The organism is Magnetovibrio blakemorei (assembly GCF_001746755.1).
GTDB lineage: Bacteria > Pseudomonadota > Alphaproteobacteria > Rhodospirillales > Magnetovibrionaceae > Magnetovibrio > Magnetovibrio blakemorei.
This window is the reverse complement of the sequence record NZ_MCGG01000010.1, coordinates 42,894-68,355: the sequence shown is the minus strand read 5'-3', so window position 1 is coordinate 68,355 and position 25,462 is coordinate 42,894. Positions and strand designations below refer to the sequence as shown.

At 55.0% G+C, this 25,462-nt stretch carries 25 protein-coding genes; 15 read left to right on the top strand and 10 right to left on the bottom strand.

Annotated features, from left to right (window positions below):
* On the top strand, window positions 1-1,489 hold a 1,489-nt coding region (locus tag BEN30_RS18540; RefSeq protein ID WP_170826948.1), incomplete at its 5' end, for a hypothetical protein.
* Between the two features lie 349 nt (window positions 1,490-1,838).
* Here the strand turns inward: BEN30_RS18540 and BEN30_RS03695 are convergent.
* Window positions 1,839-2,183: a DUF6166 domain-containing protein gene (locus BEN30_RS03695; RefSeq protein ID WP_139134829.1), complete on the bottom strand. Its 345-nt coding sequence runs from the start codon at window positions 2,181-2,183 to the stop codon at window positions 1,839-1,841.
* A 293-nt stretch (window positions 2,184-2,476) separates the two neighbouring features.
* Here BEN30_RS03695 and cpaB point away from each other — a divergent pair, with 293 nt between their 5' ends.
* From cpaB to BEN30_RS03655, 8 genes are all read left to right on the top strand, one after another.
* Window positions 2,477-3,553, top strand: a complete 1,077-nt coding sequence (gene cpaB / locus BEN30_RS03690; RefSeq protein ID WP_069956999.1) for a Flp pilus assembly protein CpaB — start codon at window positions 2,477-2,479, stop codon at window positions 3,551-3,553.
* The gene (locus tag BEN30_RS03685; protein ID WP_069956998.1) at window positions 3,550-5,028 is read left to right on the top strand and encodes a type II and III secretion system protein family protein; all 1,479 of its coding nucleotides are present in this window, start codon (window positions 3,550-3,552) and stop codon (window positions 5,026-5,028) included. The genes cpaB and BEN30_RS03685 overlap by 4 nt, the downstream gene beginning before the upstream one ends.
* A 6-nt stretch (window positions 5,029-5,034) precedes the next feature.
* Complete coding sequence (locus tag BEN30_RS03680) at window positions 5,035-5,679, top strand: CpaD family pilus assembly lipoprotein (protein ID WP_069956997.1); 645 nt, start codon at window positions 5,035-5,037, stop codon at window positions 5,677-5,679.
* 30 nt (window positions 5,680-5,709) lie between these two features.
* On the top strand, window positions 5,710-6,906 hold the full coding sequence (locus tag BEN30_RS03675; RefSeq protein ID WP_069956996.1) for an AAA family ATPase: 1,197 nt from the start codon (window positions 5,710-5,712) through the stop codon (window positions 6,904-6,906).
* A 73-nt stretch (window positions 6,907-6,979) separates the two neighbouring features.
* On the top strand, window positions 6,980-8,467 hold the full coding sequence (locus BEN30_RS03670) for a CpaF family protein (RefSeq protein WP_069956995.1): 1,488 nt from the start codon (window positions 6,980-6,982) through the stop codon (window positions 8,465-8,467).
* An 11-nt stretch (window positions 8,468-8,478) separates the two neighbouring features.
* Window positions 8,479-9,459: a type II secretion system F family protein gene (locus BEN30_RS03665; protein ID WP_069956994.1), complete on the top strand. Its 981-nt coding sequence runs from the start codon at window positions 8,479-8,481 to the stop codon at window positions 9,457-9,459.
* A 16-nt stretch (window positions 9,460-9,475) separates the two neighbouring features.
* Entirely contained in the window at window positions 9,476-10,438 is a 963-nt protein-coding gene (locus tag BEN30_RS03660) for a type II secretion system F family protein (RefSeq protein ID WP_069956993.1), read from the top strand.
* Window positions 10,439-10,663: 225 nt separating this feature from the next.
* On the top strand, window positions 10,664-11,590 hold the full coding sequence (locus BEN30_RS03655; RefSeq protein ID WP_139134828.1) for a phosphatase PAP2 family protein: 927 nt from the start codon (window positions 10,664-10,666) through the stop codon (window positions 11,588-11,590).
* A 2-nt stretch (window positions 11,591-11,592) separates the two neighbouring features.
* Here the strand turns inward: BEN30_RS03655 and BEN30_RS03650 are convergent, their stop codons facing one another.
* From BEN30_RS03650 to BEN30_RS03630, 5 genes are all read right to left on the bottom strand, one after another.
* Complete coding sequence (locus BEN30_RS03650; protein WP_069956991.1) at window positions 11,593-12,126, bottom strand: A24 family peptidase; 534 nt, start codon at window positions 12,124-12,126, stop codon at window positions 11,593-11,595.
* A 199-nt stretch (window positions 12,127-12,325) separates the two neighbouring features.
* The gene (locus BEN30_RS03645) at window positions 12,326-12,511 is read right to left on the bottom strand and encodes a Flp family type IVb pilin (RefSeq protein WP_069957006.1); all 186 of its coding nucleotides are present in this window, start codon (window positions 12,509-12,511) and stop codon (window positions 12,326-12,328) included.
* A gap of 359 nt (window positions 12,512-12,870) precedes the next feature.
* A complete protein-coding gene (locus tag BEN30_RS03640) occupies window positions 12,871-13,578 on the bottom strand; it encodes a Crp/Fnr family transcriptional regulator (protein ID WP_069956990.1) in 708 nt (235 codons plus the stop codon).
* A 78-nt stretch (window positions 13,579-13,656) separates the two neighbouring features.
* Window positions 13,657-14,142: a PilZ domain-containing protein gene (locus tag BEN30_RS03635; RefSeq protein ID WP_069956989.1), complete on the bottom strand. Its 486-nt coding sequence runs from the start codon at window positions 14,140-14,142 to the stop codon at window positions 13,657-13,659.
* Entirely contained in the window at window positions 14,139-14,936 is a 798-nt protein-coding gene (locus BEN30_RS03630) for a tetratricopeptide repeat protein (protein WP_170826947.1), read from the bottom strand. The genes BEN30_RS03635 and BEN30_RS03630 overlap by 4 nt, the downstream gene beginning before the upstream one ends.
* 267 nt (window positions 14,937-15,203) lie before the next feature.
* Between BEN30_RS03630 and BEN30_RS03625 the strand changes: the two genes are divergently transcribed.
* The 5 genes from BEN30_RS03625 to BEN30_RS03605 all read left to right on the top strand — a co-directional run bounded on the left by BEN30_RS03625 (window position 15,204) and on the right by BEN30_RS03605 (window position 20,594).
* Window positions 15,204-15,728, top strand: a complete 525-nt coding sequence (locus tag BEN30_RS03625; protein WP_069956987.1) for a TadE/TadG family type IV pilus assembly protein — start codon at window positions 15,204-15,206, stop codon at window positions 15,726-15,728.
* Between the two features lie 10 nt (window positions 15,729-15,738).
* Complete coding sequence (locus tag BEN30_RS03620; RefSeq protein WP_069956986.1) at window positions 15,739-16,293, top strand: TadE/TadG family type IV pilus assembly protein; 555 nt, start codon at window positions 15,739-15,741, stop codon at window positions 16,291-16,293.
* Window positions 16,294-16,311: 18 nt separating this feature from the next.
* Window positions 16,312-17,838 carry a pilus assembly protein gene (locus BEN30_RS03615; protein WP_069956985.1) on the top strand — a complete coding sequence of 509 codons (1,527 nt, stop codon included), beginning with the start codon at window positions 16,312-16,314 and terminating at the stop codon, window positions 17,836-17,838.
* A 117-nt stretch (window positions 17,839-17,955) separates the two neighbouring features.
* A complete protein-coding gene (hemN, locus tag BEN30_RS03610) occupies window positions 17,956-19,305 on the top strand; it encodes an oxygen-independent coproporphyrinogen III oxidase (protein ID WP_069956984.1) in 1,350 nt (449 codons plus the stop codon).
* A gap of 38 nt (window positions 19,306-19,343) precedes the next feature.
* On the top strand, window positions 19,344-20,594 hold the full coding sequence (locus tag BEN30_RS03605) for a NupC/NupG family nucleoside CNT transporter (protein ID WP_069956983.1): 1,251 nt from the start codon (window positions 19,344-19,346) through the stop codon (window positions 20,592-20,594).
* A 6-nt stretch (window positions 20,595-20,600) separates the two neighbouring features.
* Here BEN30_RS03605 and BEN30_RS03600 read toward each other — a convergent pair whose 3' ends face one another.
* The 4 genes from BEN30_RS03600 to BEN30_RS03585 form a co-directional block, all read right to left on the bottom strand.
* Window positions 20,601-21,593, bottom strand: coding sequence for a diguanylate cyclase domain-containing protein (locus tag BEN30_RS03600; RefSeq protein WP_069956982.1), 993 nt, complete (start codon window positions 21,591-21,593; stop codon window positions 20,601-20,603).
* A gap of 77 nt (window positions 21,594-21,670) precedes the next feature.
* A complete protein-coding gene (locus BEN30_RS03595; protein WP_069956981.1) occupies window positions 21,671-22,189 on the bottom strand; it encodes a type III secretion system chaperone family protein in 519 nt (172 codons plus the stop codon).
* 31 nt (window positions 22,190-22,220) lie between these two features.
* Window positions 22,221-23,210 carry a mitochondrial fission ELM1 family protein gene (locus BEN30_RS03590; RefSeq protein ID WP_069956980.1) on the bottom strand — a complete coding sequence of 330 codons (990 nt, stop codon included), beginning with the start codon at window positions 23,208-23,210 and terminating at the stop codon, window positions 22,221-22,223.
* Window position 23,211: 1 nt separating this feature from the next.
* On the bottom strand, window positions 23,212-24,912 hold the full coding sequence (locus BEN30_RS03585) for a thiamine pyrophosphate-binding protein (protein WP_069956979.1): 1,701 nt from the start codon (window positions 24,910-24,912) through the stop codon (window positions 23,212-23,214).
* A 143-nt stretch (window positions 24,913-25,055) separates the two neighbouring features.
* Between BEN30_RS03585 and hspQ the strand changes: the two genes are divergently transcribed.
* The gene (hspQ, locus tag BEN30_RS03580) at window positions 25,056-25,448 is read left to right on the top strand and encodes a heat shock protein HspQ (protein WP_084004960.1); all 393 of its coding nucleotides are present in this window, start codon (window positions 25,056-25,058) and stop codon (window positions 25,446-25,448) included.
* Window positions 25,449-25,462 lie beyond the last annotated feature (14 nt).

Here is a 25,462-nt window from a genome sequence, read left to right as displayed (position 1 = left end):
CCGGTCCGTGCTTGATCTGCGCGGACAAGCCATGTTTTTGATTTTGTTTGCCTTCCAACCCATCACCAGAGCTTCCTTTCTGGCCGCAAGGCCGGACCATCACAGCCTGGTTTTGTTAAGTTTTTGCATCGTCCTGGCCACGCTTTTGCGCTTTTCCGCTAGCCCTCAACTCCATAAAAGCACCCTGAAGTGGGCGGGCATTGCGGCCGCTTTTGGCATTTGGGTGAGTGTCGAGGCCCTGACCACGGAACTGATTGCCCTCACCGTTCTGGGCTTGGCTTGGATTTTGTCCGGCGAAAAGCACTGGCTGGACGGCCTTAAGCGGTTTGCCATATGGGGGGCGTTGGCTTTGGCGTTGATGATGGCCGTCGAACGACCGCCCGCTGAATGGCTCACCGCGGAAGAATATGACCGCCTGTCCAGTGTCCAGGTGGTGCTGCTGGCGCTGATCGCCTTAGGCATTCAATTTATGGATCATGCCCGGGCAAGGCACCTGTTGCGGGCGCGCCTGGGCTTTGCCATGGCCGCCGGATTGGGCGCTGGCATTGTCATGCTGGCCTTGTTTCCAGACTTTTTCAAAGGCCCCTTCGGCGCCGCCATGGACCCCCGTCTCATGGTCCTGTGGCTGGACAGAGTGAAGGAATTGCAGCCCCTTATCACCGCCGACTGGAACTGGGACAGCGCCATCAATGCGACGCTGGTGTTGGGCCCGGTCGTCTGGTTGGTGGTTTGGATCGTTCTGCGTCTTAAAGACCGCCGTCCCAGTCAATCTTTTGACCCATCCATCCTGATTTTGGGGCTGTCGAGCGCCTTGTTCTTGCCCCTAAGCGTGATGCAGTTGCGTTGGGGCTCATACTTGGGAATCACCACCGCGATTGCCTGGGCGGGTGTCTTTCAGCGTGTTCTCGATTGGCAGGGCGGTCCCAAAATGGGCCCCAAATTTGGCCAGGGCACGCCGATTTTACGAGTTCCGGCGGCCTTTGGCATCATCACCGCGCACTTGGCCGTCGCTTTTACCCTTTATGCCCTCAGCCCAGATATCGCCAAGGCCAAAACCCAAGCGTGCAAATGGCACGATTTGGCCCCCATTATAACGTCCGAAACCTTCGCCCGATCCACGGGTGCGGGCAAGTGGCCCCTGGTGATCTTCACCCACATACACCAAGGCCCTGAAATTTTGTTCCGCACGCCGCACCGGGTGGTCGGCAGTCCCTATCACCGAAATACCGACGGTATTCTCGACAGCTTCACCATTTTAACCGCCACCGACAGCGCTCAAGCGCGATCGATTTTGGCACGGCGGAATGTGGATTTTGTGATCTTGTGCGTCGATTCGGAAGAAGAACACTATTTTTTGAGCTTCAAAGGCGACACTTTGATGCGCAAAATCGTCACTGCAACACAACCGAACTGGCTTAAAAAAATTATGTTACCGGGTGAACTCAATAAGAATTTCCGGGTCTTTAGCGTCGAGCCCGCTCACCCTTAGTAGCGCCCTCCAAAGCGATCTCAAAATGACGCCTCCAAACAGCTCGGTGGTGTCCGTTTATAGGCGTCTGCCCCCCCTCATCAAGACCTTGGCGCTCAAGATCATGATGAAAACGAGGCCGAAGGCAGCAATGTAGGGATCACCAAAAGGCAGCGGTGAAAACAAAGAGGCCCACCCCCCCCACGCATTGCTTAAACTCATCATAAAGGTGCTCATAGCCAAATCCTCAGATCAAAACGGACGACCACCGTTGATCTTGATTTTAGCCAATTCACACAGAAAGGTCAGTGACTGAGGTCACAGGTTAAATTCATTCAAAACATTAAATTATAATCTTAACGCATTGATATCACGAAATACCACGGACCTTATTCAACAATTGCTCTAAGGTCATGTCCACTTCGACGACACCTTGCAACGACGCCTCTATCTGATCGCCTTGCAGCACCCAGGTATCGGCTTTGAGGCGCGCAATGGTGTTTTCGCAAAAGGATCGATAGTTGCCGAGTGCCCGCCGATCCCCCACTTCATGGGCCAAGATGTCCAGCGCCAACTGGTATGGACCGCTACCAACATAGCCCCATTCATAGCCATTCAGAGACAAGGCCCGCAAATCCAAGCGCGGCTGCAAGGGCACATCGTCAACAGTGACGCTGGTCACATCGGCATTGCGCATTCCCTTGTAAATTGACACTGAATATGGCTCCAATACGTTTAAATTATGGTATGACAATATCATGGATTGTTTTCATTCGAGATCATAAAGAAGGTTTTAAACGGTGTCTTCAATCGACATCTATACGAACAAAGTTCAACAAGTTGACATTGTGTGATCGCCATTGGTGTTATATTCTGACACCATAAGAGCTTATGGCGTTTCGGCGCGTGGTTTTGTCGGTTTCATGCTGACCTATGATGGGGGGTTCGTTTGCACGTTTCACAGTCCAATTCGTTTAACGCGCTTCACCAGGAAGGTCCGGTTACGTCATGAGAATTGTCATCATCGGCTTGGTCTTCGCCGCCGTAATTTTGGCAGGCGGCACGGCTTACCTTCTCAACTCCTACCTGTCCAGCCAAAGGGCAGAAATCGCATCCAAAGCCCCCAAAGCGCCGACGTCGCAGGTATTGGTCGCAAAGGCGGATATGCCGGCGGGCACCGTGGTAAACGACAAGAACACCGAATGGGTGCCGTGGCCCGAAGATGCCTTGCAAGATTCCTATCAAGTCAAAACCCGTGAAAAAAACCCCCTCACGGCCATTATCAAAGACAAACACGTGGCCCGGCGCGCTATTTTAAAAGGCGATCCGATCACCATGGCGAAGATTTATAAGGCTGACCATGCCGGATTCATGCGCGGTACGCTGCACCCAGGCATGCGCGCCATCGCCGTTAAATCCACCCCGGATAACTCCTCGGCAGGCTTTATCTTGCCAGGGGACCGCGTCGACATGATGCTCACCCACAGTTTGTTGCGCCGTGCCATCGACCGCACCGGCGAGACCAGTGATACATTTAACGCTTTGGAATTCACCAGTGAAACAATCTTGGAAAATTTAAACGTCTTGGCCGTCGATCAAAAAGTGAATGAGTTTGATAAGGGAGCCGCGTTGGGCAAAACGATGCTCTTGGAAGTCACCCCCAAACAGGCGGAAATCATCAACACGGCGAAAGTCATGGGCACACTCAGTTTGGTTCTGCGTTCAGCGGAAAATGGGGAAGTGGAACGTCAACACAGCTTCACCACCGATGTTGAAGTCAGCCCCATGCTGAGCAATTTCAAATCGTTCATGGCCGGATCAGATCTGAACACAAAAACCCCGATGTTGCCGAGATCTTCTCAAGGCCCGGCTTTCAGCAGTGACGATCCTGACTACATACCCGAACCCGAACCGATCCCTCGTCCGGCCCCCCCCCTTCCCGCACCGCGCGTTTCGAAGCCAGCCCCACAAGCCGCTGCACGAACGAATCGCCCCCTGACCATCTATCGCGGTGTGGGCACGCCGCCCCAATCCGTCGGCGACACGACAAACGGTGGCGGCAACATGGGAGCTGGCACCCAATGACATCTTCCCTCTACAAACGGGTTTTTGGTGCGTCCAGCATCCTGATGGTCTTCGCATCGGTGGCCATGGCGCAACAGGTTCCCGGACGCGGCGCAACCGTAAGCGCCCCATTTACGGCCCCCGTGGGCACCAACATCACCGTCAGCAAAAAGCCGCTCGCCCCTCCAAGCGAAAAGCTCAAATGGTTGATCAGCGAAGAAACTGAAGCCGTGCGCGTCCCCCTCAATAAAGTGGTATCGGTGCGTCTGCCTGGCGAAGTCCGCAACGTGGTGATCGCCAATCCTGATGTCGCCGACATTATTTTGCCCCAAGACGGCGAACGCACCCATGCCTTCATCTTGGCCAAGGCCGTGGGCTCAACTTCGATTGTGTTCGAAGATGTTGACGGTAATATTCTGTTCAACGGCGACATTCAGGTTGATGTCGACGTGGCAGGCATCCGCGCCGCGTTCAAAGAGCTTATGGGGGATGAAAAAATCACCGTCAGCTCACAGCGCAACGGCGTCTTCATCAATGGTTTTGTGCGCAACGCCGGAACCTCGGCACAAGCGATCAACATCGCGCGCCGCTTTGTCCCGGACAGTCTCGATATCATCAACAACCTTGAGGTTTTGGGCAGCCGTCAGGTGATCATGCAGGTGCGCGTTTCGGAAATGAAGCGCACCGCAATCAAGAAATTGGGCATTGATTTCACCACCACGTTGGAATTCGGCCCGGCGTCGTCAGCCACCATCACCCCGTCATATGCCAGCAGCGCCGTGGTGGCGGCTTCGACCTACGCCACCGGCACCATCATCCCGTCCATAACCGGGCTGGGTAACATCACCTACCGGGTGATGGAAGAAAACGGCCTGGCAAAAACCCTGGCTGAACCGACCTTAACCGCCATTTCGGGCGAAACGGCGTCGTTCTTGGCCGGTGGTTCATTCCCCATGCCGACGGCGATTGACAACAACGGCACCGTGACCTACTCGCAGCAGCCGTTTGGTGTGCGCCTCAACTTTACGCCGACCGTGATGAGCGATGGTCAGATCAGTCTCCACTTGGCCACGGAAGTTTCCGACCGTGACACCACTGTGGCTGTAAACGGCTTCCCCGGATTGTCTGTCAAGCGCACGGAAACCATCGTCGATCTACCGTCCGGCGGTTCCATGATGATTTCCGGTCTGATCAAGAACACCCTGACCAACACCATCAACGGGGTTCCAGGGCTTAAGGACGTTCCCATCCTGGGCGCATTGTTTCGCAGTGAACAATTCCAAAATGAAGAAACCGAGTTGATTGTCACCGTCACCGCCTATCTGGCTGCTCCGGTGGGCCACGATGCGCGCTTGGCGTTGCCGTCCGATGGGTTTGTGGTATCCAGCGATTTGGACCTCTATCTGCTGGGACACTTGCACAAGCAATATGCCAAAACGAACCTTCCGCCCTACGCCACACCATTGGCCGGCCCCTACGGCTACATCATGGAGTAAGCGGTTATGAGCATCCCCTACGCCACAAACCTGAACCGTTTTGCCCTGATCGGCTTGGTCGCCGCTTTGGTGTCGTCGTGCGCGCCACAAACCAAGCCGGAAGGTCACGACATCTTGCAAAACCATGCCATTCAAGTGGCCAGCGAACAGGTGTCGATCGCCATTGCGTTGCCGCAAAGCGGATTGGCCCTGGCTGCGGGTGACGCCAATCGCTTTCATCGTTTTTTGCGCGATTACGTCAGTCGAGGACGCACCGTGATCACCATTGAAAGCGCCCAGCCATCCTTGGCGCGTGACGTGCTGCTGAGCCAAGGCTTGCGCGACAGTGAGATTTACATGGCCCCCAGCACGACGGTGCAAGCCCCCAATGCGGTGTTGAGCTTCACAGCCAACAAGTCCATTTCGCCGGAATGCGGGGATTGGAGCAGTTCGCCCGTCGGTGGGTTCGATAATGCACCCCACAGCAATTTTGGCTGCGCCACGCAGCGCAATATCGGCCAAATGGTTGTCGATCCTGGTGATTTCATTCAAGCGAAGCCCGCTGAAGGCAAAAACGCAGGGCGCACTGACGTCGACATTTTCAAGCAACAGTCCGGAACCGTTCGCACCAGACTGCTGGACGGCAGCGGCAACCTCATTACGGGCCAATAAGATGCGGATACAAATGCAAAGGAGGCTCACTTGATTCTCAGAATCAACATCGGTGCATTTGTCCTCACAGATGCCGTCCGCGACGCGGTCAACGCCTTAACTGAGGACCGCCTGTTTTTGCGCTCCTCCATTTCCGTCCAGGACGGCGGCATGGCGGGCGCGCTGGCGTTTTTGACCACACACTCCACGCCGCAATTGCTGTTGGTCGAGACGCGAGCCGAGGGCGAAGCTTTCTTCGACGAACTGAACGCCCTGGCGGAAGTCTGTCAGCCCGGCACAAAGGTGGTGATCGTCGGCGCAGAAAACGACATCAACCTGTTCAAGACCCTAATTGATCAAGGCATCAGCCAGTATTTCTTAAATACGCTGACGGTCGAAGAACTCAAGGCCTCCATCATCGATGCCTTTGCCGACAAAACCCTGCACGCCAAAAGCCGCACCATCGCGTTTTCCGGTTTACGTGGCGGGGTCGGCAGTTCGGTGTTGGCGCACAATGTGGCCTCTGAATTGGCACGGCTTTACGACGAAGACGTCATCATCGTCGATTTGGACATCCCTTACGGCACCGCTGCCCTGAGCTTTAACCTGCAACCCGCGCAAACCGTTGCCGATGCCATTGCCCAGGCCGGATCAATAGATGAAACCATGTTGATGCGGTATCTGGAATCGGGGGGACAAAACGTTTCGTTGCTGTGTGCGCCGGGAAACTTAAACAGCGGCATTGAAATCACCCCTCAGTCGTTGGAAGCTGTTTTGAACGTGGTCAAACAAATGGCCAGCTATGTGGTGTTGGATATTCCCCACATGTGGAACGCTTGGGTTCAAGATATGGTGGTGGATGCCGACGACACCGTGATCGTCGGCGCGCCCGACCTTTACAACCTGCGTGACGGGAAAAATATTTTTGAATTTTTAGCCCCCAACCGCGGTCTGGAAGCCCCCACCCGTTTGATCTTAAATCGGGTCGGCGAACAGAAAAAAGGCGAGCTGACCGACAAGGAATTCAAAGAAGTTTTGGGCACCAAACCCTCACTTAACATTGCCTTTGAGCCAGATCCCTTTGCCGCCGCCATGAACAACGGCGAAATGATCCGCAAGGTTGCGCCCAAGTCAAATGCGGCACAAAGCATTGAAATATTGGCACAAATGGTCAGTGGCAAGGAAAGCGCTAGTAGACTGGCGAAAAAAACCAGTGGCGGGCTGATGTCTTCTCTCTTCAAGAAGTAGGATAAATCAGCCAAAATAACGGATCAAACCTTCAACCTTAAGACTTTGACAAGAACGGATACAGACGCACACCATGTTTGGACGACGCGGATCAGCCGGACCGGGATCACCCCCTCCTAAGCCCTTTGGCGGCGGTGTGAAAAAAGACACGCCCGCTTCAGATCCTGCGCCTGCCCCTGCCGCGACGGCTCCTGCTGCCGCTGCCCCAGCAAAGTCTGCGCCGAAATCTGCACCAAAGCCGGAGGTGGAAGTTAAGGCAAAAACCAATGCCCCGTTGAGCGCTGAAGCCAAAGAAAAACTTGATGCGGTCAAAATCAATGTCTTCAACGACTTGATGGAAGCCGTTGATTTGGCCGAACTCAGTTCCCTCACCCCCGATCAGGTGCGCGAAGAAATCAACGACATGGTCAGCGAAATCATCTCCATGCGGGGGTTGGTGCTGTCCATCCAGGAACAACAAACGGTCATCCAAGACATCTGCAACGACATCTTAGGCCTCGGTCCGCTTGAACCATTGCTGATGCGCGATGACATCGCCGATTTGATGGTGAACGGCCCAAACATCACCTACATCGAAGTCAATGGTAAGATGGAAAAAACCGACGTCAAATTCCGCGACCAGGCGCAATTGATGAACATTTGCCAGCGCATCGTATCGGCGGTCGGCAGACGCGTCGACGAAGCCAGCCCCATTTGCGACGCCCGTTTGGCAGATGGTTCGCGCGTCAACGTCATCGCCCCGCCACTGGCCATTGACGGCACCGCGCTCACCATTCGCAAGTTCAAAAAGGACAAGTTAACGCTGGAGGACTTGCTCAAATTCGGCTCCATCACGCCGGAGCTGAAAACCGTCTTGGAAGTGATCTCCGCAATCCGTTTGAACACGCTGATTTCGGGCGGTACGGGTTCGGGCAAGACCACCTTGCTCAACTGTATGACTGGCCACATCGAAAGCTCGGAACGCATCATAACCTGCGAAGATTCCGCCGAATTGCAGTTGCAACAGCCCCACGTTGTGCGCCTGGAAACCCGCCCGCCCAACTTGGAAGGCAAAGGCGAAATTTCCATGCGCGACTTGGTCAAGAACTGCCTGCGCATGCGCCCTGAACGCATCATCGTCGGCGAAGTTCGCGGCCCTGAGGCCTTTGACTTGTTGCAAGCCATGAACACCGGCCATGACGGGTCCATGGGCACGGTTCACGCCAACAACCCGCGCGAAGCGCTGTCGCGTATTGAAAACATGATTATGATGGGCGGCTACAACCTGCCGTCCAGAGCCATGCGCGAACAAATTTCCGGCGCGGTCCACATCATTGTCCAGGCCGCGCGCCTGCGCGATGGCTCGCGTAAGATCACTCACTTGACCGAAGTCATCGGCATGGAAGGCGACGTGGTCACCTTGCAAGACATCTGCGTCTATGAAATCGAAGGTGAAGACGCCAACGGGAAATTGGTGGGGCGTCATAAATTCACCGGCATGCGGCCATCGTTTTGGGAAAAGGCGCGTTACTACGGCCTTGAAGCCAAACTGGCCGAAGCCATGCAATTTACCGGGATTTGAGGGGGCCGTTCATGAATATTGACTTCCCCGTCCTCGTCATGATTGCCGGTGCCGTCGGCATGGGCCTGTTCGTGATTGTCGGTGCCATGGTGTCGTTTGCCTTAAAACCGAAGGTGCGGCTCAAAAAACGCATTGAGTCCATTGGCTCCATCGCCAACAGCGGCTCCATCTCAGCCAAGGCCGAAGGGCGGCGACAAAAACGCATTCAAGACAAGTTAAAAGGCATCGGTGAAGAGCAAAAAGACGAAGGCATGGGCGACAAGATCGCTTCGGCCCTTCTGCAGGCCGGACTGCAAGTCGAAGTTAAGGTGCTGGTGATGATTTGCATCGTCTTGGGCATTGTTGGGACCCTCGGCGCTTATCTCACGGGGGCGCCGCCTTTGGCCATACCCGCAGTGGGCATCGTCGCCGGGGCGGGATTGCCCAAATATATCTTGGGCCGCATGGCGCGCAAACGCCAAGAAGAGTTCACCAAGCACTTCGCCGAAGCCATCGACGTCATCACCCGCGGCATCAAATCCGGTTTACCCGTTGGCGAATGCCTCAACGTCATTGCCCGCGAATTTGAAGGGCCCTTGGGCGAAGAATTCACCATGGTGGTCGAAGGCCAGCGCTTAGGGATGACTTTGGAAGAAATCTTGTCCCGTGCCTTAAAGCGCATCCCAACGGCAGAATTTAAGTTCTTTGCCATCGTGTTGCAGATTCAAAAGCAAACCGGCGGCAATTTGGCGGCGACCTTGGAAAACTTATCCACTGTGCTGCGCGACCGCAAACGCATCAAAGACAAAATCCAAGCACTCAGTTCGGAAGCGAAAGCCTCAGCGGGCATCATCGCCAGTCTGCCGTTTTTTGTTTTGGGCATGCTGTCCATGGTCAACCCGCCCTATGTGGCGACCCTTTTCACCGATGGCATTCACTTGGTTTTCATTGCCTTAGGCATGATGGGTGTCGGTGTTTTTGTCATGTCACGTATGATCAATTTTGAGGTTTGAGGAGGACGTAAAGCACATGTTTGGCATTCCCGTTCCCACCCTGATCGTCTCTATGGCCGTACTGGCTGCGTTTATCACCGTGGCCGCCCTGGCCCTGCCGTTTTTGTTTACCGGAAGCACGTCCAAGCGCGTCAAAATGGTTTCCAATCGGCGCAAGGAACTGTCGCGCGACCAAATGGACAGCTTTGCGTCCAAAGGCTCTTCCATCCGTCAACGCCAGTCGCAAACCCGTGACGATGTGATGAAAAAGATTTTGCATGCTTTGAAGTTAGACGAAGCCCTGTCGTCCAAAGAACTCAAAAGCAGCCTGGCGCAAGCCGGCTATCGCAGCCAAAGCGCGTTGGTCATGTTCACCTTCGCCCGCATCGCCATGGCCATTGGCACGTTTGTCATCGCCCTGATTGTCATTTCGGCGTGGAAAAACTTCCCCTACCCGTTGCCCGTTAAGGCCTTGATGATGGCGGCAGCAGCGGCGGCTGGCTTTTATCTGCCCAAAGTGTTCGTCACCAACGCAGCACAAAAACGCCAAGTTGAGCTGAACTCTGGCTTTGCCGATGCGCTCGATTTGATGGTGATTTGTGTGGAAGGCGGCTTGTCGGTGGAAGGCGCGTTTGACCGTGTGACCGCCGAAATCGCCACCAAATCCCCCGCGCTGGCGCAGGAATTCGGCCTGACATCTGCCGAGTTGGCGTACCTGGGCAATCGCCACAAGGCCTATATGAATTTTGCCGAACGCACCGGTCTGCCCGCCATCAAGTCTCTGGCGACAACCCTTGTTCAGTCTGAAAAGTATGGTACGCCCGTGGGCCAAGCGCTGAAGGTTCTGTCACAAGAACGGCGCGAAGAACGCATGTCGGCGGCGGAAAAAAAGGGCGCATCCCTGCCTGCCATGCTCACGGTACCGATGATTTTGTTCTTTTTGCCGCCGCTGTTCATGGTCGTAATCGGGCCTGCCGCCATCCGCATTTCCAGCATGTGATCGGATACCGAATTTGTGCTGACGCGTTCGCCATCTCGCCAAAAAACAGCGTTACCCTTATCGTGGCAGGATCGTCTGCGCGCTGAAGCCTCCCATCACTTTGCTTTGTTCGTCCTGACCGTGCTGTACTGCATTATCGCGGTGGCTTACCTAGAAAGTCATGGCATTGTGGGATTGCCGGTGTTTGATGAGTATCTGATCGCAACCGCCATTCCCTTGGTGGCAATGGCCGGGTTTCGCATTTTTGGCGAAACCACCTACCATGCTCTGCACGTGCGGCCTTTTCGCACCGCTGGTTTGTGGAAGGGGATTCGTCAAAGTGAAATTTTTTCGCTTGATCGCGCCGCCGCCGCGTATATTCCGGTTTTGCTGCTGCCCTTGTTTTCCAGTGTTTTCACGTCCTTCAAGATATCAATACCTGAAATTGTGCCTTTTGCCTGGGACCAAACTCTGATGCGTGCCGACTTAGCCCTGCACGGCGGTGTGCACCCGTGGCAACTTCTGCAACCCGTGCTCGGCCATCCCCTGGTCACATCGGCATTGAGCTACCTGTATAATTTTTGGCACGGGATGATTTGTGTTGTCTATTGGCAGATGTTTCGGCTCGAAAAACGGGCGTTGCGGATGCAATTTCTGATTTCGTTTGTGTTGACTTGGGCGATCCTGGGCAGCCTTGGCGCATTGCTATTTTCCTCAGCCGGCCCCTGTTATTACGGCTATATCGTTGATGGCCCCAACCCCTTTGCCGAACAACTTGCCTATCTCCAGTCCACACAGGACATTTTCACCAACCGGGCCCTTCTCGGACAGGAATACCTATGGCGCCTGTACCAAGACGGCAAGGCTGGCCTGGGCGGAGGCATTTCGGCAATGCCATCGCTCCATGTCGCGGTGGCTTTATTGATATTTTTATTGGCTCGCTCATTCAGTCGCCGCATGGCATGGATTACGGGCACGTATGTTGTCATAATTATGGTCGGATCCGTTCATCTGGGATGGCATTATGCCGTAGATGGCTACGTGGCCCTGATCGGTGCGGCTATGGCTTGGATGGCCGCCGGATGGATTGTGCGCAACGTTGTGCCCCCAGCTCCCTGCCCCTCAAACGCAAGCTCCGACCTGTTACAGGACGGGCAATCTCCAGGGGCCTGACTCTAGCCTAAAATTAATGCCAGCAAGTCCCGCCACATGGGTGGGAAAATCGCCATACGCGGCAAGACCATCAGCGCGCCCGCTGCGATGGCGATCCCGTAAGGCACCGCTTTGTTTGGCTCAAATAGGCCTTTTGCCGCGTTTACCAGCCAATCAGGCCACATCCCTAACCCCCGACGCAAGATGATTACGAGGATGCAAAGGCCGCCCCCGACCAAAACAACGGCGGCCAAAAGCCACAACAGCTGATCCCAGCCCGTCCACAGCGCGCACACGGCCAACAATTTTGCATCACCGCCGCCAAACAGGCCGAAAGCAAATAGGACAAAACCCGCCACCAAAAACAGCAAACCGCCGCCTAAGTGCCAAGAGATGGTTTCAAGGCTCAACCCCGCACTTAAGGCAGTCGGAAAGAAGGCCACCAACAAGGTCAGCGACACCCAATTGGGAATTTTCAAAGTGCGCGCATCCGACCAAGCGCCATAAATAAGTAAGGCGATATAGAAAATTAAAAATTCAGATTGCAATGTCGCCATACAGAGGCATCCCCTAAGTCTAAACGTGCCCTAAACCATACCAACACTGGCTTGAAGATATCAAAAATATATCAAATTAAGAGGAAAACGACCTGAAATAATGAGGTAAAAACAGAACCGCCTCCGACCAGGGGTCAGAGGCGGTTCCGCGTTCGCACATACTGCACGAATGAACTGCAGCTGTATCTCAACCCAGCGGTTACTCTGCTGGTGTAGCTAAACTATCACTCACTGTGTTGAACTTGGATTTCAAGGAGGTGCCCAAAAGGGTCAGCGCACCGATGAGAACCACTGCGATGAGGGCGGCAATCAGACCATACTCGATGGCGGTTGCACCGGATTCATCACGCGTAAAACGGGTCATAAGCTTAGAAAACTTAGCCATTGTCACAACTCCTACGTCTTGCTCAAGGCCACAAAAAAGACCGGACACTCCAATCACGTGGCCTAACATTGGCCTAATGAAAACTGGAAGTCAAGCACATGTATCCAATTCCCCTTTATAAACCAAGCTGTTAATCTTACATTAGTAAAAAACAAGCTTTGTCGTCGAGGACAAGTGGAGACAAGATACCGCAAGGTTACCGGCCGAAGAGCAACCGTTACGATTTAGCGTCCGTCAAAACCATATGGTAAACATGGATTTTGGCGGTTTAGTAGCATCAACATAATCTAGTTTACAATAAAATGCATATGACAGACGTCACACCAAGGTAACCACAACAAGGGACGTCTTGCATACGATCACTGGTTCACGAGCATCTGCAAGCGGCCGTGATCTTTGATCACCAAGGACTTATGCTTGCGCCCAACAATGCCTTCGCGCGCCAAATGACCGATGGCCATAGCAACGTCTTCGCGCGATGTCCCGCTCCAACTTGCAATTTCTTCATGTTTGGGCAAAAAGTGAATCATCCACGTGCCATCCCCTTCTGTATTGGGTTCAGACATGCGCAGCAATTCATAGTACACGCGCTGGTGAGCGCTCAAGGTGCTCAGCGATGTCACCCGATTGTTCAAGGTGCGAATCAATCCAGCGAATCGCTTCAGCAGCATCACAGCGATTCCCGGGCAATCCATCAGCAGACGGCGAAAGTCCTTGCTCGGCAAGATCGCCACGCTCGTGTCTTGCATAGCGACGACCCGGGCCGAACGCCGAGAAAAATCGATGGCGGACATTTCGCCGAAGCTGCTTCCGGTGCCCAGCTCTGCCAAAGCGATTTCTTGATCATTGGCGAGAAAATCCATGACTTTGACGCCACCCTTCGCAATGAAGAACACGTCGCTGGATTCCTCACCCCGCTCAACGACAATTTGATTGGCTTGGTACAGCTTCCACTGACAGCGCTCTTCCAACTCGCGCACCACCTGCGGCGGCGCTTCGGCCAAAAGCTCGATACCGTCTAATTTGCGATTTTGTGGGTCGACGGTCTGGTCTTGAACTTCATTCATAAGATTGGCTTCATCAGTCGTGGACCTTGTCCGATATCTTGGCAAAGAAATTCAAGTACTACAACGCGTTTCACGAATTCACGTTGTTTCATCATGATCTTCTGACGCGATGCCTTCTGTATCGGATCGCTTTGCATGTTCATTGGCGATGCGCCAGCGGTTTGGCATCAAGCGCTTAATCACAACCCGGCGACGCAATTCCGGATCTGTAAACGTCAACCCAACGACAGATTCGTTCGCTTTTTGCCAAGCGACAACTCCATTAAGAGCTTTGTAGTCACTAAGCCTCTCAAACACAAGTTGCACGCTTTGATCTTTCACCAGCGCTTTAAAATCATTAGGATCTTTTAATTTAACCTTCGCCCCGCCGACGGAAATATCGGAAATGGTGCACGCATAGGCCCGGCCGTACTGACTGATTCGCCCACCGAACACCGTCGTTAGCCGCACCGTGTTGCGCCGTTTTTCCAATTCAGCCAAATTTTCAGATGACGAAGCAGACAGATGCGATTCTGTCACCATTTCATCGCCCAAAGTCTTGTCGCTCAGGGCCTCATCGCTCATTGAACGGCCCCTTCGAAACGACGGTAGAAAGATAAATTGGTTTCCACATCGCTCACATCCAGGTCCATAGCGGCAAGGGTTTGAGCGCGAGCAACGTCACCGTTAATGGCGTAGAGCAAGGCCAAGTTTTGTCGAATATGTGGGTTTGTCCGGTTAATCCCGGCGGCTTTCTCCAATGTGTCTATCGCTTCCAAAAGGTGGCCGGCACTGGCCTGCGACATGGCCATATTGTTCATCACCACTTCGTTGTTGGGCGATAATCGAAGCGCCGTTCGGTAGGCCGCCATGGCTTCGCCGTACAGTTCCAAGGAATCTGCGGCAATGCCGATGGCGGAAAAGACCTGCCATTGATCGGGCATTTGGGGACTCAATTCTTTGAGCGCATCCAAAGATTCCGCTTTGCGGCCAGCGGCCAGCAACGCTTTTGCGTACTCAAACTTGACGTATTGGTCTGCCAACATGTGCGGCGTTTGTTTTTCGACATAGCCAACAATTTCCTTGGCCCGACCGCTGTAACGCATATTGCGAATAAACGCGGTGAGGACAGCGCTGTCTTCAGGACGAGACTCGTACAAGCGACCATAAATGCCTGCTGCAGTTTCGTATTTGCTGGCGCTTTCGGCCTCGCGCCCGGCTTGCAGCATCGTCGTTTGCACGCCGCCCTGCTGATAAGGATCGTCATTTCCAGTCTTGGAGAGGGACGTAGTTTGACACCCGGTCAAAAGCACCAGCACGCCACCGATCACGGCACCCCGCCAACGGCACTGAGCGTTTTCGTTCGATTTTGACCCCATATTCAACATTTGCTTTTGGTCCGTGCGCCTTAACAGTTCAATCTTCAGCCTTCACGTTCACTTTACAGCAAACGGCTTTCGCATTCATCCCATATAGATACACCCAAACGCATCATATGACAGCATATCGTCAGCTCTTGCACCGCTCCGTGATGGGCATCACTGCATTTGTATGCCTTAAACTGGAAAATGAAAGTAAATGAGCTTAAGGTTTACCGATAAATTCTTTTGAAACATTCGCCTAAGCCTGAATATGAAAGCCGTCCAATGGTTGCGAAACGCCTTTCCCTGAAACGCTTTAAAAGCGACGCCGACGGCGCGGCGGCCTTGGAATTTGCCCTTGTCGCACCAATCCTCTTTTTTATCTTTATGGCGATTTTGGAAGTCTCCATCATGTTTTTTGCTTCGGCAAATATTGATGGCGCAGCCATTGAGGCCGCTCGACGCATTCGCACAGGTCAAGCCCAATCGAGCGGCGACGCCACCACCGATTTTTACGATACGCTCTGCGGTTTATTAAGTTCCTCAATCAATTGCGGCAATGTGTTTTACGACGCACGCACCGTCGCGACATTTACATCGGTCAATCTGGAAACCACCTATGACCCCGACACCGGCGAACCCATAACCTACGGCTTTGCTGCGGGCGGCGCAGAAGATATCGTGGTGGTTCGAGTGATGTATTACTGGGATTTTGCCACCCCATTGATCGGTTCATACTTGGACAATACCGGAACGGGAAAGCGGTTGCTGGCCTCGACGGTCGTTTTTCAAAACGAACCATATGAGTAAGGGGCCGGATATGATGCCAAAATTGATCTCTCCCCCCCCATTTCACCAAGCCGTGGTGCGCTTTGCGCACAATGAACGTGGCGTTGCGGCGACCGAATTCGCCATGGTCTTACCGTTTCTGCTTTTGCTTTTGATGGGAATTATCGAATTTTCCAATGTGATGTCAGTGGAACAAAAACTGCTGAACGCGATGCAGTCGGCGGCTGATTTGATTGGTCAAAAAACCGATGTCACGGATGCCGATCTCGCCGAAATTTATATGGCGGCACAGCTCACCATGTCCCCATACAGCACCGCCCCCTTGACCATCGGCATCGCCAGCGTACGTTTTGACGACAGCACTGGCGACCCGACCTTAAGCTGGTCGAGCGGCTGGAATGGCGGTTCCATCGTCAACCCGACAACTTTGGCCGTCGGCCACGGCGAGGCAGGGGCCAGCATCATCATCGTCAGCGGCGTCTATACCTACACCCCCATTGCCGAGCTCATTATCCCCACCACGCTGACCCTTGAAGAAGTCTCTTACATGCGCCCACGTAAGGTTGATTACGTTTTGAAATATTGATTATTGGGAGCCATAATCATGCCCAACCTCTTCTCTCTCATCAATCGCCTGGTGCAGCAGGCCCGGCAATTTGCCGATGCTGAACGGGGTGTAGTGGCGGTGATTGTGGCTTTGGCGGCGATACCGATGCTGATCGCGGGCGGTCTGGCAATCGATCTGTCGCGGGCCTATTTGGTGAAATCGCGTCTCAGCCACGCATTGGACGCAGCAGGCCTTGCGGTCGGCACCATGCGCACGACGTCTTCCGACCCTGCATATCTGGAATCCCAATTCAACAGCTTCTTTACCGCCAATTACGCCGCTTCGGAAATCGGCACCACCAGCAACCTGACATTCACCGACGTTGGCGGTGTCCTCACCGTGACCGGCCAATCCACCGTAAACACGGTGTTCATGAGCATCGTCGGCATCGACACCATCACGGTGGCATCCAGCGCCGAAATCACCGTTGAAACCAACGGCTTGGAATTGGTGATGGTGTTGGACAACACCGGATCCATGGGTATGCCGATCAGCAAAATGAATGCGATGAAATCAGCCGCCCAAGATTTGATCGACATTTTGTTCGGCGATGAAACAACGCCAGACTTGTTAAAAGTCGGTCTGGTGCCGTTTGACAACACCGTCAACATCGGCACGGGAAATGTCGCCTACATTAACCAGACGGCGGGCACTTTTACCAACTGGGCCAGCTTGCTCAAGGTCCCAGCGCCATTACATGCAGAACGTCAATTCGCCACATCCCATTCGTTCAAATCGTCTAAATTGGCCAAATTGTACAGTTTGAGCCAATCATACCCGGCCTCCGGCTCTGCGGGCTTGCTCCAAATGGCCAGCTTATCCACCCTAAGCCTCCCCAAAATGCTGAATGAGCCAAGTTTACGGCAAAATGTATGGGGCGGCTCGACTTGGGAAGGATGTGTCATGGCACGCACCTATCCGGCTGACATACTCGATAGCGACATCGTCACGGATGGAAAGTGGGAACCGTTTTACAATATTAAGTCTAGCGATAAAAACAAGCACTGCCCCCGCCCGATCACCCCGCTGACCAACAACCGTGCGACGTTGGAGGCAGAAATCACCGCCATGTCGCCGTTGGGCAGCACGCACATCAATTTCGGTGCGGTGTGGGGGTGGCGGGTGCTTTCGCCGAGCGCACCCTTTACCGAAGGGGCAGCTTACAGTGACCCGGATTGGAACAAAGCCGCGATTATCCTCACCGACGGCGACAATACGATGATTGATTCGTACTATTCTGCCTATGGTCTGCTTGCCGAAGCCAATTTGGGCACCTCCAGCCAATCATCTGCGGAAAATGAATTGGATGACAGGCTTGGTGAAGTCTGCACCGGCATGAAAAATGCGGGCATTATCGTTTACACCATCGCCTTTGGCACCTCCATCAGCGGTTCAACACAAACGATGCTGACCAATTGCGCCACCAGCGCCGATAATTATTACGAATCTCCCGATTCCGCAACGCTGACGCTGGCCTTTCGCGCCATCGGGGCGGAATTGAAGAACTTGCACTTGAGCAAATAGCCTCCGTACTGGTGCCAAGATTGTGAACGCCCCCACCGTGAGGCGCGCTTGCACTTCGGGCGCGCGGGCCTTAGGTTATGCGCCTGACTGAAATTGCGACGGAAAGCTCAACAGCGCATGACCAACGACCTGATCAACAAATACGACTTGCGCGTTCCGCGCTACACCAGCTACCCCACCGCCCCGCATTTCAATGAGGGTGTGAACGGCGCAGTCTACAAAAAATGGCTCTCGGAGCTGCCCCAAGGCACCCCCTTGTCGTTGTATTTCCACATCCCGTTTTGCGACGAAATGTGCTGGTTTTGCGGCTGTTACACCAAAATCGTCAAACGCTACGATCCGGTCAAAGAATATTTAGGCGCTTTGCTGGCGGAAATCGATTTGGTCGCCGATGCTTTACCGGGACGTTTTTCCGCCAAGCACCTGCACTGGGGCGGCGGTTCGCCGACCATGTTGAAGGGCGAAGACTGGCTGGCCATCATGACCAAGCTGCGTGATCGTTTTGACGTCACCGACGATGCCGAAGTCGCCGTCGAGTTGGACCCCCGCACCGCCACCGAAGACTATGTGCGGGAATTGCAATTGGCGGGCGTTAACCGCGCATCGATTGGGGTTCAGTCCTATGAGCCCAAGGTTCAAGAAGCCATCAACCGCATTCAGCCCTACGAGACCACCAAACAGGTCATCGAATGGCTGCGCGCCCACGACATCACCCGCATCAATATGGATTTGATGTACGGACTGCCATTCCAAGACACCGCTGAAATTGAGCGTATGGTCGATTTAACCGTCGATTTGCAGCCCAACCGCATCGCCCTGTTTGGCTACGCCCATGTGCCGTGGATGAAATCGCACCAAAAGCTGATCAAGGAAGAAACCCTGCCCGACGCGGCGGAACGGTGGAAACAGTTCACCTTGGCGGTCGAACGGCTCAAGGCGCTGGGCTATGTGCAAATCGGCTTCGATCACTTCGCCCACCCAGACGATTCCATGGCCAATGCCGTCGAAACCGGCGAGCTGCATCGCAATTTTCAGGGCTACACCACCGACAGCGCCCCCGCCATGTTGGGCTTTGGCGCATCGGCCATCGGTTATTTGCCGCAAGGCTACGTGCAAAACGAACAGCCGCTCAAAGCCTATAGCCAAGCTATTTATTCCGGTGTGTTGCCCGCCGCACGCGGCATTGAACTCAGCGCAGACGACAAACTGCGCCGCGACATCATTGAGCGCATCATGTGCGACTTGACCGTCGACTTGGCCGATGTGTGCAAAGCCCACGACTTTGAGGTCAGCACCCTTACAGATGACGTCGCCAAGTTGGCCCCGTTGAGCGCTGACGGCATCTGCACCGTGGACGACACCCGCATCACCGTCAGCGAAGACGGCCGCCCCTTCGTCCGCTTGGTCGCCAGTGCGTTTGACGCGTATCTGGGCAGCGGTCAGGGACGCCATTCTAAGGCGGTTTAGGCCAAGGTGGTTTAGGCAAAACATTCCGGGGGGAAATCATGGATGGCCTGCAAAGTCTATTGGGCGTCTTTGCCCTCACCGCCTTGGCGTGGGCGATCAGTGAAGACCGCAGAACCCGTGCGTGGCAGGTGGCGGCTACGGGCTTAGCCGTACAATTGGTGTTGGCATTGCTGTTGCTGAAGCTGCCGGGCAGCCACACCTTGTTTTTGTGGATCAACGACGGCGTTCTGGCCCTGCAAGAGGCCACCAAAGCCGGGACAACCTTCGTTTTCGGCTATTTGGGCGGCGGGAATTTACCGTTTGCGGAATCGTACCCCGGTGCTGCGTTTGTTTTGGGCTTTCAGGCTCTGCCGTTGATTTTGGTCACCAGCGCCTTGTCGGCACTGTTGTTTCATTGGCGGGTTTTGCCGCTTGTCGTTCAAGCATTGGCATCCGTCTTGCGCCGTACCATGGGCGTCGGCGGCGCGGTCGCCGTAAGTGCGGCGGCCAACGTGTTTGTGGGCATGATCGAAGCCCCTTTGTTTGTACGTCCCTACTTAAGCCGCCTCAGCCGGGCCGAGATGTTTATGGTCATGACCTGCGGCATGGCGACCATCGCGGGCACCGTCATGGTGCTGTACGCGACCTTCCTCAGCACCGTCATTCCCGGTGCCATGGGCCATATTCTGACCGCGTCTTTGATCAGCGCGCCCGCCGCCATTATGGTGGCGAAGCTGATGGTTCCCGAAACCCAAAATGTCACCGAGGGCGAACTGTCGGCCCCCATCCAGACCCACAGTTCCATGGACGCCATCACCCAAGGCACCTTGTCCGGGGTTGGGTTGCTGCTCAACGTCGTCGCCATGTTGATTGTGTTGGTGGCACTGGTGAGCCTGCTCAACGCCGTGCTGGGCCTGTTGCCCGACGTCGCTGGTCAGCCATTGGCGTTGCAGCGCATGCTGGGCTGGTTGATGGCCCCGGTGGTGTGGTTAATGGGGGTGCCATGGGCGGAAGCGCCGACGGCGGGGGCCCTGATGGGCACCAAAACCGTGCTCAACGAACTGTTGGCTTATTTGCAGATGAAAGACCTGCCCGCAGATGCACTGTCGGAGCGCTCCAAGCTGATCATGACCTATGCCATGTGCGGCTTCGCCAACTTCGGCAGTCTCGGCATCATGCTGGGCGGGTTGACCACCATGGCCCCCGAACGGCGCAGTGAAATCGTGGGATTGGGGCTGAAATCTTTGGTATCAGGCACCATCGCCACCTGCTTGACCGGGGCATTCATCGGCATTCTGACGAGCTTTTAAAACACCTTAATAATAGCCGAACGCGTGGTCCTTGATCTTTGACGTGCCGTGTTTGCTATGTTTCTCAGACAGGGCCTTATCGGCAACAAACTTCAGATCGTCCAGGTTGGGAGCATGGTCCGGATACGTCGCCGTACCCACATTGGCCCCGATTTTGAGGGTATAACCATTGATCGTATAGGGCTTGCTCACAATCGTGTCCGTCACCGCTCCGGTGATGCTTTTGACGATGGCGTCGGATTTGACGTTCACCAAAATGGCCCCGAATTGTTGATCGCTCAAGCGCGCCACCACATCGGATGTCCGCAACTTTCCAACGATGCGCTCACCCACTTGCTTCAACAACTCATCGCTAACAGAATCGTTATAGTCTTGAAGCACCGGTTCCATCCCGGTCAATCCGATCATCAGCAAACCGATCTTTTCTTTGCCACGTTTGGCGACTTCCAGGGCGTGACGCAGATGCTCATCAAACAAAGGCACCGTGCCCAAGCCTGTGACTTGGTCGTGCACAGTATTCGCTTCCAGTTCGATTTCTCTGTATTTCCAATACAGCGAATAGGAAATGCTCTTGGCGACATCGAAGCTGGAAAGGCGCGATTTGATGAGAAAATCTTTGCCGCCAAAACTGAGCGCACGTAAGGCAGAAGCCTTACTTGGGCGGTTGGACAGAAACACCAACGCGGTGAGAATATGGGCGAAGCGGCTCAAGGTTTCCCGTTTCAAGCCGAAACGATCCGCAAGCTCGAAATCGAGCAAACAAACGTCAAACATATGCGCGCGAAGCTGCTCGTCAGCCGCCTCAATAGACGACACAACAACCACGCCGCCGTCTTGTGCGCAGCCCTCAAAGATCTGATGTTTTAGCGTATTCGCAAAATCAAGATCGTCATCAACGATCAGCACCCTCAAGCCACCGAGCGCCCCACTTTGCGGCGCAGTGCTTTGACCGGTGCCCTTCGGCGGTGGATTGGCATTTGCCACAGTGCCCCAACTCATGCCCAGTGTTCATTGTCTGTCCCTGCACACAAGTATGGGACACCCCGACATCTCTTGCAATGATTTTAAGGTACAGCCTAATCCATAACGGCAGCGTCAAGACGGTCAACGAAAGCCGCTTGCTCTGCACGCCATACGCCAACCGTATCCAAGATATTTTCCCACACGAAACCGCCCCGCACGTTCACCCGCCACGCCAAGCGCGGATGACCTTCTTTCACAAACGCCCGACTGTGGCCAAGGTCCCGGTTCCATTCGGCGTAAACTTTGTCTTTGATGGGAAAGCCCGGCGTCAGGTAAGCGCGAAATTCAAAACCGTCACAGCGGCGCAGCATAAACATGGCCTCTTCGGGCTTGCAGTTCAGCATGAGCATCGCGAAGCCCTTGCGATCTCCCACTTCTTCGGTGTGTGCGTCATCGGATGGGTGACTGACCAACAACTGTGGGCGGTCTTCTTCGTCTTCATGGGCGAACACGTTATAGCCCCAGGCCGTCAAATGAGCTTTCAGTTCTTCGGGTGAAATGCCCGTTTGCGGCTCCGCACTTTGGGCGGGAAGCGCAAAGGCGATCACCAAGATTGTTAACCAGACGCGCATACGCCGTCCCCCCTCCATCAATCCAGCTCCCTCAATCCAAGCCCAAACGTTTGCGCAATTCCGCCGCGACGTCAAACGCCGCATTCAGCGGTTCGTGGCTCCAATCCTCCAAGACCTTCACCCCGTCCAAGGACCGTGCATAGCCCTTGGCGAACAGGTCTTGATGCAGCTTTGCATGTTTGTGTGCGGTGAGTTTTTTGGGCGCAAAGATATACACCGGGCACTCTGTGCCACAGGCTTCACAGCACATGGACACACTGTCGCCGGTGACGATGATGTGGCTGGCCTGGGCCAAAAAGCCCATGTACGGGTTTTCCCCTTCATCGCCCCACCGATACACATACGCCGGCACATCACCTAAGGCATCGATCAAGGCCTGGGTTGCTTCAGGCGTTGACCGCCTGGACGTGGTCACCAGCAAAGAGCCGCCCGCATCACGGGCCAGTTGGGCGGCGTGGGCACCTAAGTCCCGCGCCATATCAAGAGTAAATGCCTTACGTTTGGTGTCGCCGCCGACGATCAGCGCAATGTGCGGCTTGGGCAGGTGATCAAACTTGCCGCCCCATATCTGGTTGGCCTCAGCCAAGCTTTGAGCCGTCACCCCGTGAGGTGCACCGACCATGGTGAAACGGTTTTCTGCTTCTCCCATGGCATCGTGACGGGGCACGGCGATCAACGAAAAGTCATTTTCTCCGGTTGATCCGGGATGCATAATTTGAACCAAAAAGGTTTTCCCGCCCGACAGCTCTTTGATCCGCCGTGCGGCGGGTGCGGTGCGCCGTCCGGCCGCGATGACCACATCGGGCCACGGCGCCGCCAGATTGACCCGTGACGATTGGGTCAACATGGAAAATGACGCCATCAGCATATAATTGGGCAACGCCGCCGATGCGGTGTAAGCGATGTTTTTGATTTCAAAGGGCAAACCCAACGCGCGGGCGACCCCCAGAACTTGGGACTTGTTGCCGGCGCGATCGTCGATCAGCAGCCAAACGCGGGCATGGTCGCCTTCTAGGGCCATCTCAGTTTGTGTCCTTTTTGGATTGTCGGTTCAACGCCGTTTCTCGAATGGCGTCCAAGGTGGTGCGGGTCGAGATGATATTGGCATCGAAGCGCACGTCAAGTACGGCAAGTGTATCCGCGGCCAAGGCGCTTTCAACAGCGGGCAAAAACTGCGCCGTCGTTTCCACCCGGTCCCCGTACGCGCCATAGGCCCGCGCCAGTTCAGCGTAATCGGGATTACACAAGTCCGTCGCGATGACGCGTCCCGGATGACTGCGTTCCTGGTGCATGCGGATGGTCCCAAAACTTGAATTGTTGAACACCAAAATCAGCAATTTAAGTTTGTGTTGCAAGGCAGTGGCAATTTCTTGCCCGGTCATGCCAAAGCCGCCATCGCCGACACAAACAACGACCTGACGGTTCGGGAACGCCGCCTTTGCCGCAACCCCGCCCGGTACGCCATAGCCCATTGCCCCATTGGTGGGACCGATGAATTGACGCTTGCCGCCGAACGTCAGGTAACGTTGCGCCCAGCCGGTAAAGTTACCCGCATCCACACTGACGATGGCGTTGTCGTCCAACAGTTCATCCAAACTTTGCATGGCGCGCCCCAGGTCCAACGGCCCCGGCACCGGGTCAGGTTTGCGCCAGGCGTTGTAATCGGCCCGCGCCTGTGCACGCCAACCCGCCCAATGGTTTGAGGGTGCACCCAAAGCCTTTGCCACCGCCGCGAAGGCTTGGGGGCTAGAGGCGACGCCGATAGCGGGAGAAAACACGCGACCCAATTCTTGAGGCTCCACATGAACGTGCACCAGCTTGTGCTCTGCCTCTTCGGGCGTCAAAAGCGTATAGCCCTGGCTGGTCATTTCCCCCAACCGGGCTCCCACGACCAGCAGCACATCGGCGTCTTTGACGCGTTGCAACAGCTGCGGATTGGGTGCGATGCCCAGTTCCCCCACAAAGCACGGATGAGTGTTGTCAATGATGTCCAAGCGGCGCATGGAACAACACACGGGCAAATCCATGGCTTCGACAAACGCCAAGATGTCGGCACGCGCTTGGGCGGTCCAGCGGCTGCCGCCGACCATCACCATGGGGCGCTTGGCTTGCACCAGACGGTGGTGAATGCGTTCAATTGCGCCACTGTCCATATCGTCCATGGCGGGCGGGATCGGCGCCGGCACACAGGCCTCTACGGATTCCCGCAGCATGTCTTCGGGCAACACCAACACAACAGGGCCAGGACGACCTGACAACGCCATATCAAACGCCCACGCGACATCAGCCGCCGCCGCTTGGGTGCTGGAAACCAGCCGCACCGCTTTGGCCAAAGGGGCGAACATCTGTTCAAAATCAACTTCTTGAAAGGCCTCGCGGCCAATGTCTTCGCGCCTGACATGACCCACCAACAACACCATGGGCGAAGAATCCTGAAATGCCGTATGCACCCCAATAGACCCATTGCAGGCCCCCGGCCCGCGCGTCACCATGGCGACACCGACCCGCCCGGTCAGCTTGGCATAGGCCTCAGCCATATAGGCCGCACCGTTTTCATGGCGACACGTCACCACCCGCACGGTGTCTTGATGGTCGTACAAGGCGTCCAGAACTTCCAGATAACTCTCACCCGGCACACAAAACGCCGTATCCACCCCGTGTGCGACCAGAGCCTGAGCAATCAAAGCGCCACCCGTGCGATATTCTGGGTGCTTCTTTTCCATTTGCGACCTCACTGAAGGGAGAATCCCCACATCAAACTTAGCCCACCTAAAGTGCCATGAATGAGGCCAACTGCAAAGCCGTGGTTGACCCGACGGCAAAATAGCGGGAAGCTTAAGGGGTGAATAACCATCGGAGACGTTCTGTGACTCACAATCCGTCCGATTTCGACGCTGCGACCACGCCCTCACGCGCCCCTTCCCCAAAAAGGGCGGGGTGTGAACGCGCCAAATATGCGGTCGGACAGCTGATTCACCACACTCTGTTCGATTATCGCGGCGTGATTGTCGACGTAGACCCGCATTTTCGCGTCGGCGCGCAAATGAAAGCGCAAGACCGTCGCCCCAAATTTCAACACGACGATTCTCAACCTTGGTACCATGTGCTGATCGACGGCACCGCAAATCACGCATACGTGTCGGAACAGAACTTAGAGCCCGACGCCGAAGGCGGCCCCATTGATCACCCTGAAGTGATCACCTACTTCAACACCTTGTCCAAAGACGGTTACGTCAGCCATCCGCACAAAGTTCATTAACCCCCCTCTGCTCG

Coding starts and splice junctions, on each gene's coding strand:
- BEN30_RS03590 (WP_069956980.1), bottom strand. CDS start 23,210: ATGGCCCTAGAAGGCGACCATGCCCGCGTTTGGCTGCTGATCGACGAT.
- BEN30_RS03625 (WP_069956987.1), top strand. CDS start 15,204: ATGGTTGCGAAACGCCTTTCCCTGAAACGCTTTAAAAGCGACGCCGAC.
- hemN (WP_069956984.1), top strand. CDS start 17,956: ATGACCAACGACCTGATCAACAAATACGACTTGCGCGTTCCGCGCTAC.
- cpaB (WP_069956999.1), top strand. CDS start 2,477: ATGAGAATTGTCATCATCGGCTTGGTCTTCGCCGCCGTAATTTTGGCA.
- BEN30_RS03650 (WP_069956991.1), bottom strand. CDS start 12,126: ATGGCGACATTGCAATCTGAATTTTTAATTTTCTATATCGCCTTACTT.
- BEN30_RS03585 (WP_069956979.1), bottom strand. CDS start 24,912: ATGGAAAAGAAGCACCCAGAATATCGCACGGGTGGCGCTTTGATTGCT.
- BEN30_RS03670 (WP_069956995.1), top strand. CDS start 6,980: ATGTTTGGACGACGCGGATCAGCCGGACCGGGATCACCCCCTCCTAAG.
- BEN30_RS03685 (WP_069956998.1), top strand. CDS start 3,550: ATGACATCTTCCCTCTACAAACGGGTTTTTGGTGCGTCCAGCATCCTG.
- BEN30_RS03640 (WP_069956990.1), bottom strand. CDS start 13,578: ATGAATGAAGTTCAAGACCAGACCGTCGACCCACAAAATCGCAAATTA.
- BEN30_RS03620 (WP_069956986.1), top strand. CDS start 15,739: ATGATGCCAAAATTGATCTCTCCCCCCCCATTTCACCAAGCCGTGGTG.
- BEN30_RS03645 (WP_069957006.1), bottom strand. CDS start 12,511: ATGGCTAAGTTTTCTAAGCTTATGACCCGTTTTACGCGTGATGAATCC.
- BEN30_RS03630 (WP_170826947.1), bottom strand. CDS start 14,936: ATGGGGTCAAAATCGAACGAAAACGCTCAGTGCCGTTGGCGGGGTGCC.
- BEN30_RS03655 (WP_139134828.1), top strand. CDS start 10,664: ATGGCCGGGTTTCGCATTTTTGGCGAAACCACCTACCATGCTCTGCAC.
- BEN30_RS03680 (WP_069956997.1), top strand. CDS start 5,035: ATGAGCATCCCCTACGCCACAAACCTGAACCGTTTTGCCCTGATCGGC.
- BEN30_RS03605 (WP_069956983.1), top strand. CDS start 19,344: ATGGATGGCCTGCAAAGTCTATTGGGCGTCTTTGCCCTCACCGCCTTG.
- BEN30_RS03665 (WP_069956994.1), top strand. CDS start 8,479: ATGAATATTGACTTCCCCGTCCTCGTCATGATTGCCGGTGCCGTCGGC.
- BEN30_RS03615 (WP_069956985.1), top strand. CDS start 16,312: ATGCCCAACCTCTTCTCTCTCATCAATCGCCTGGTGCAGCAGGCCCGG.
- BEN30_RS03595 (WP_069956981.1), bottom strand. CDS start 22,189: ATGCGCGTCTGGTTAACAATCTTGGTGATCGCCTTTGCGCTTCCCGCC.
- BEN30_RS03660 (WP_069956993.1), top strand. CDS start 9,476: ATGTTTGGCATTCCCGTTCCCACCCTGATCGTCTCTATGGCCGTACTG.
- BEN30_RS03635 (WP_069956989.1), bottom strand. CDS start 14,142: ATGAGCGATGAGGCCCTGAGCGACAAGACTTTGGGCGATGAAATGGTG.
- BEN30_RS03600 (WP_069956982.1), bottom strand. CDS start 21,593: ATGAGTTGGGGCACTGTGGCAAATGCCAATCCACCGCCGAAGGGCACC.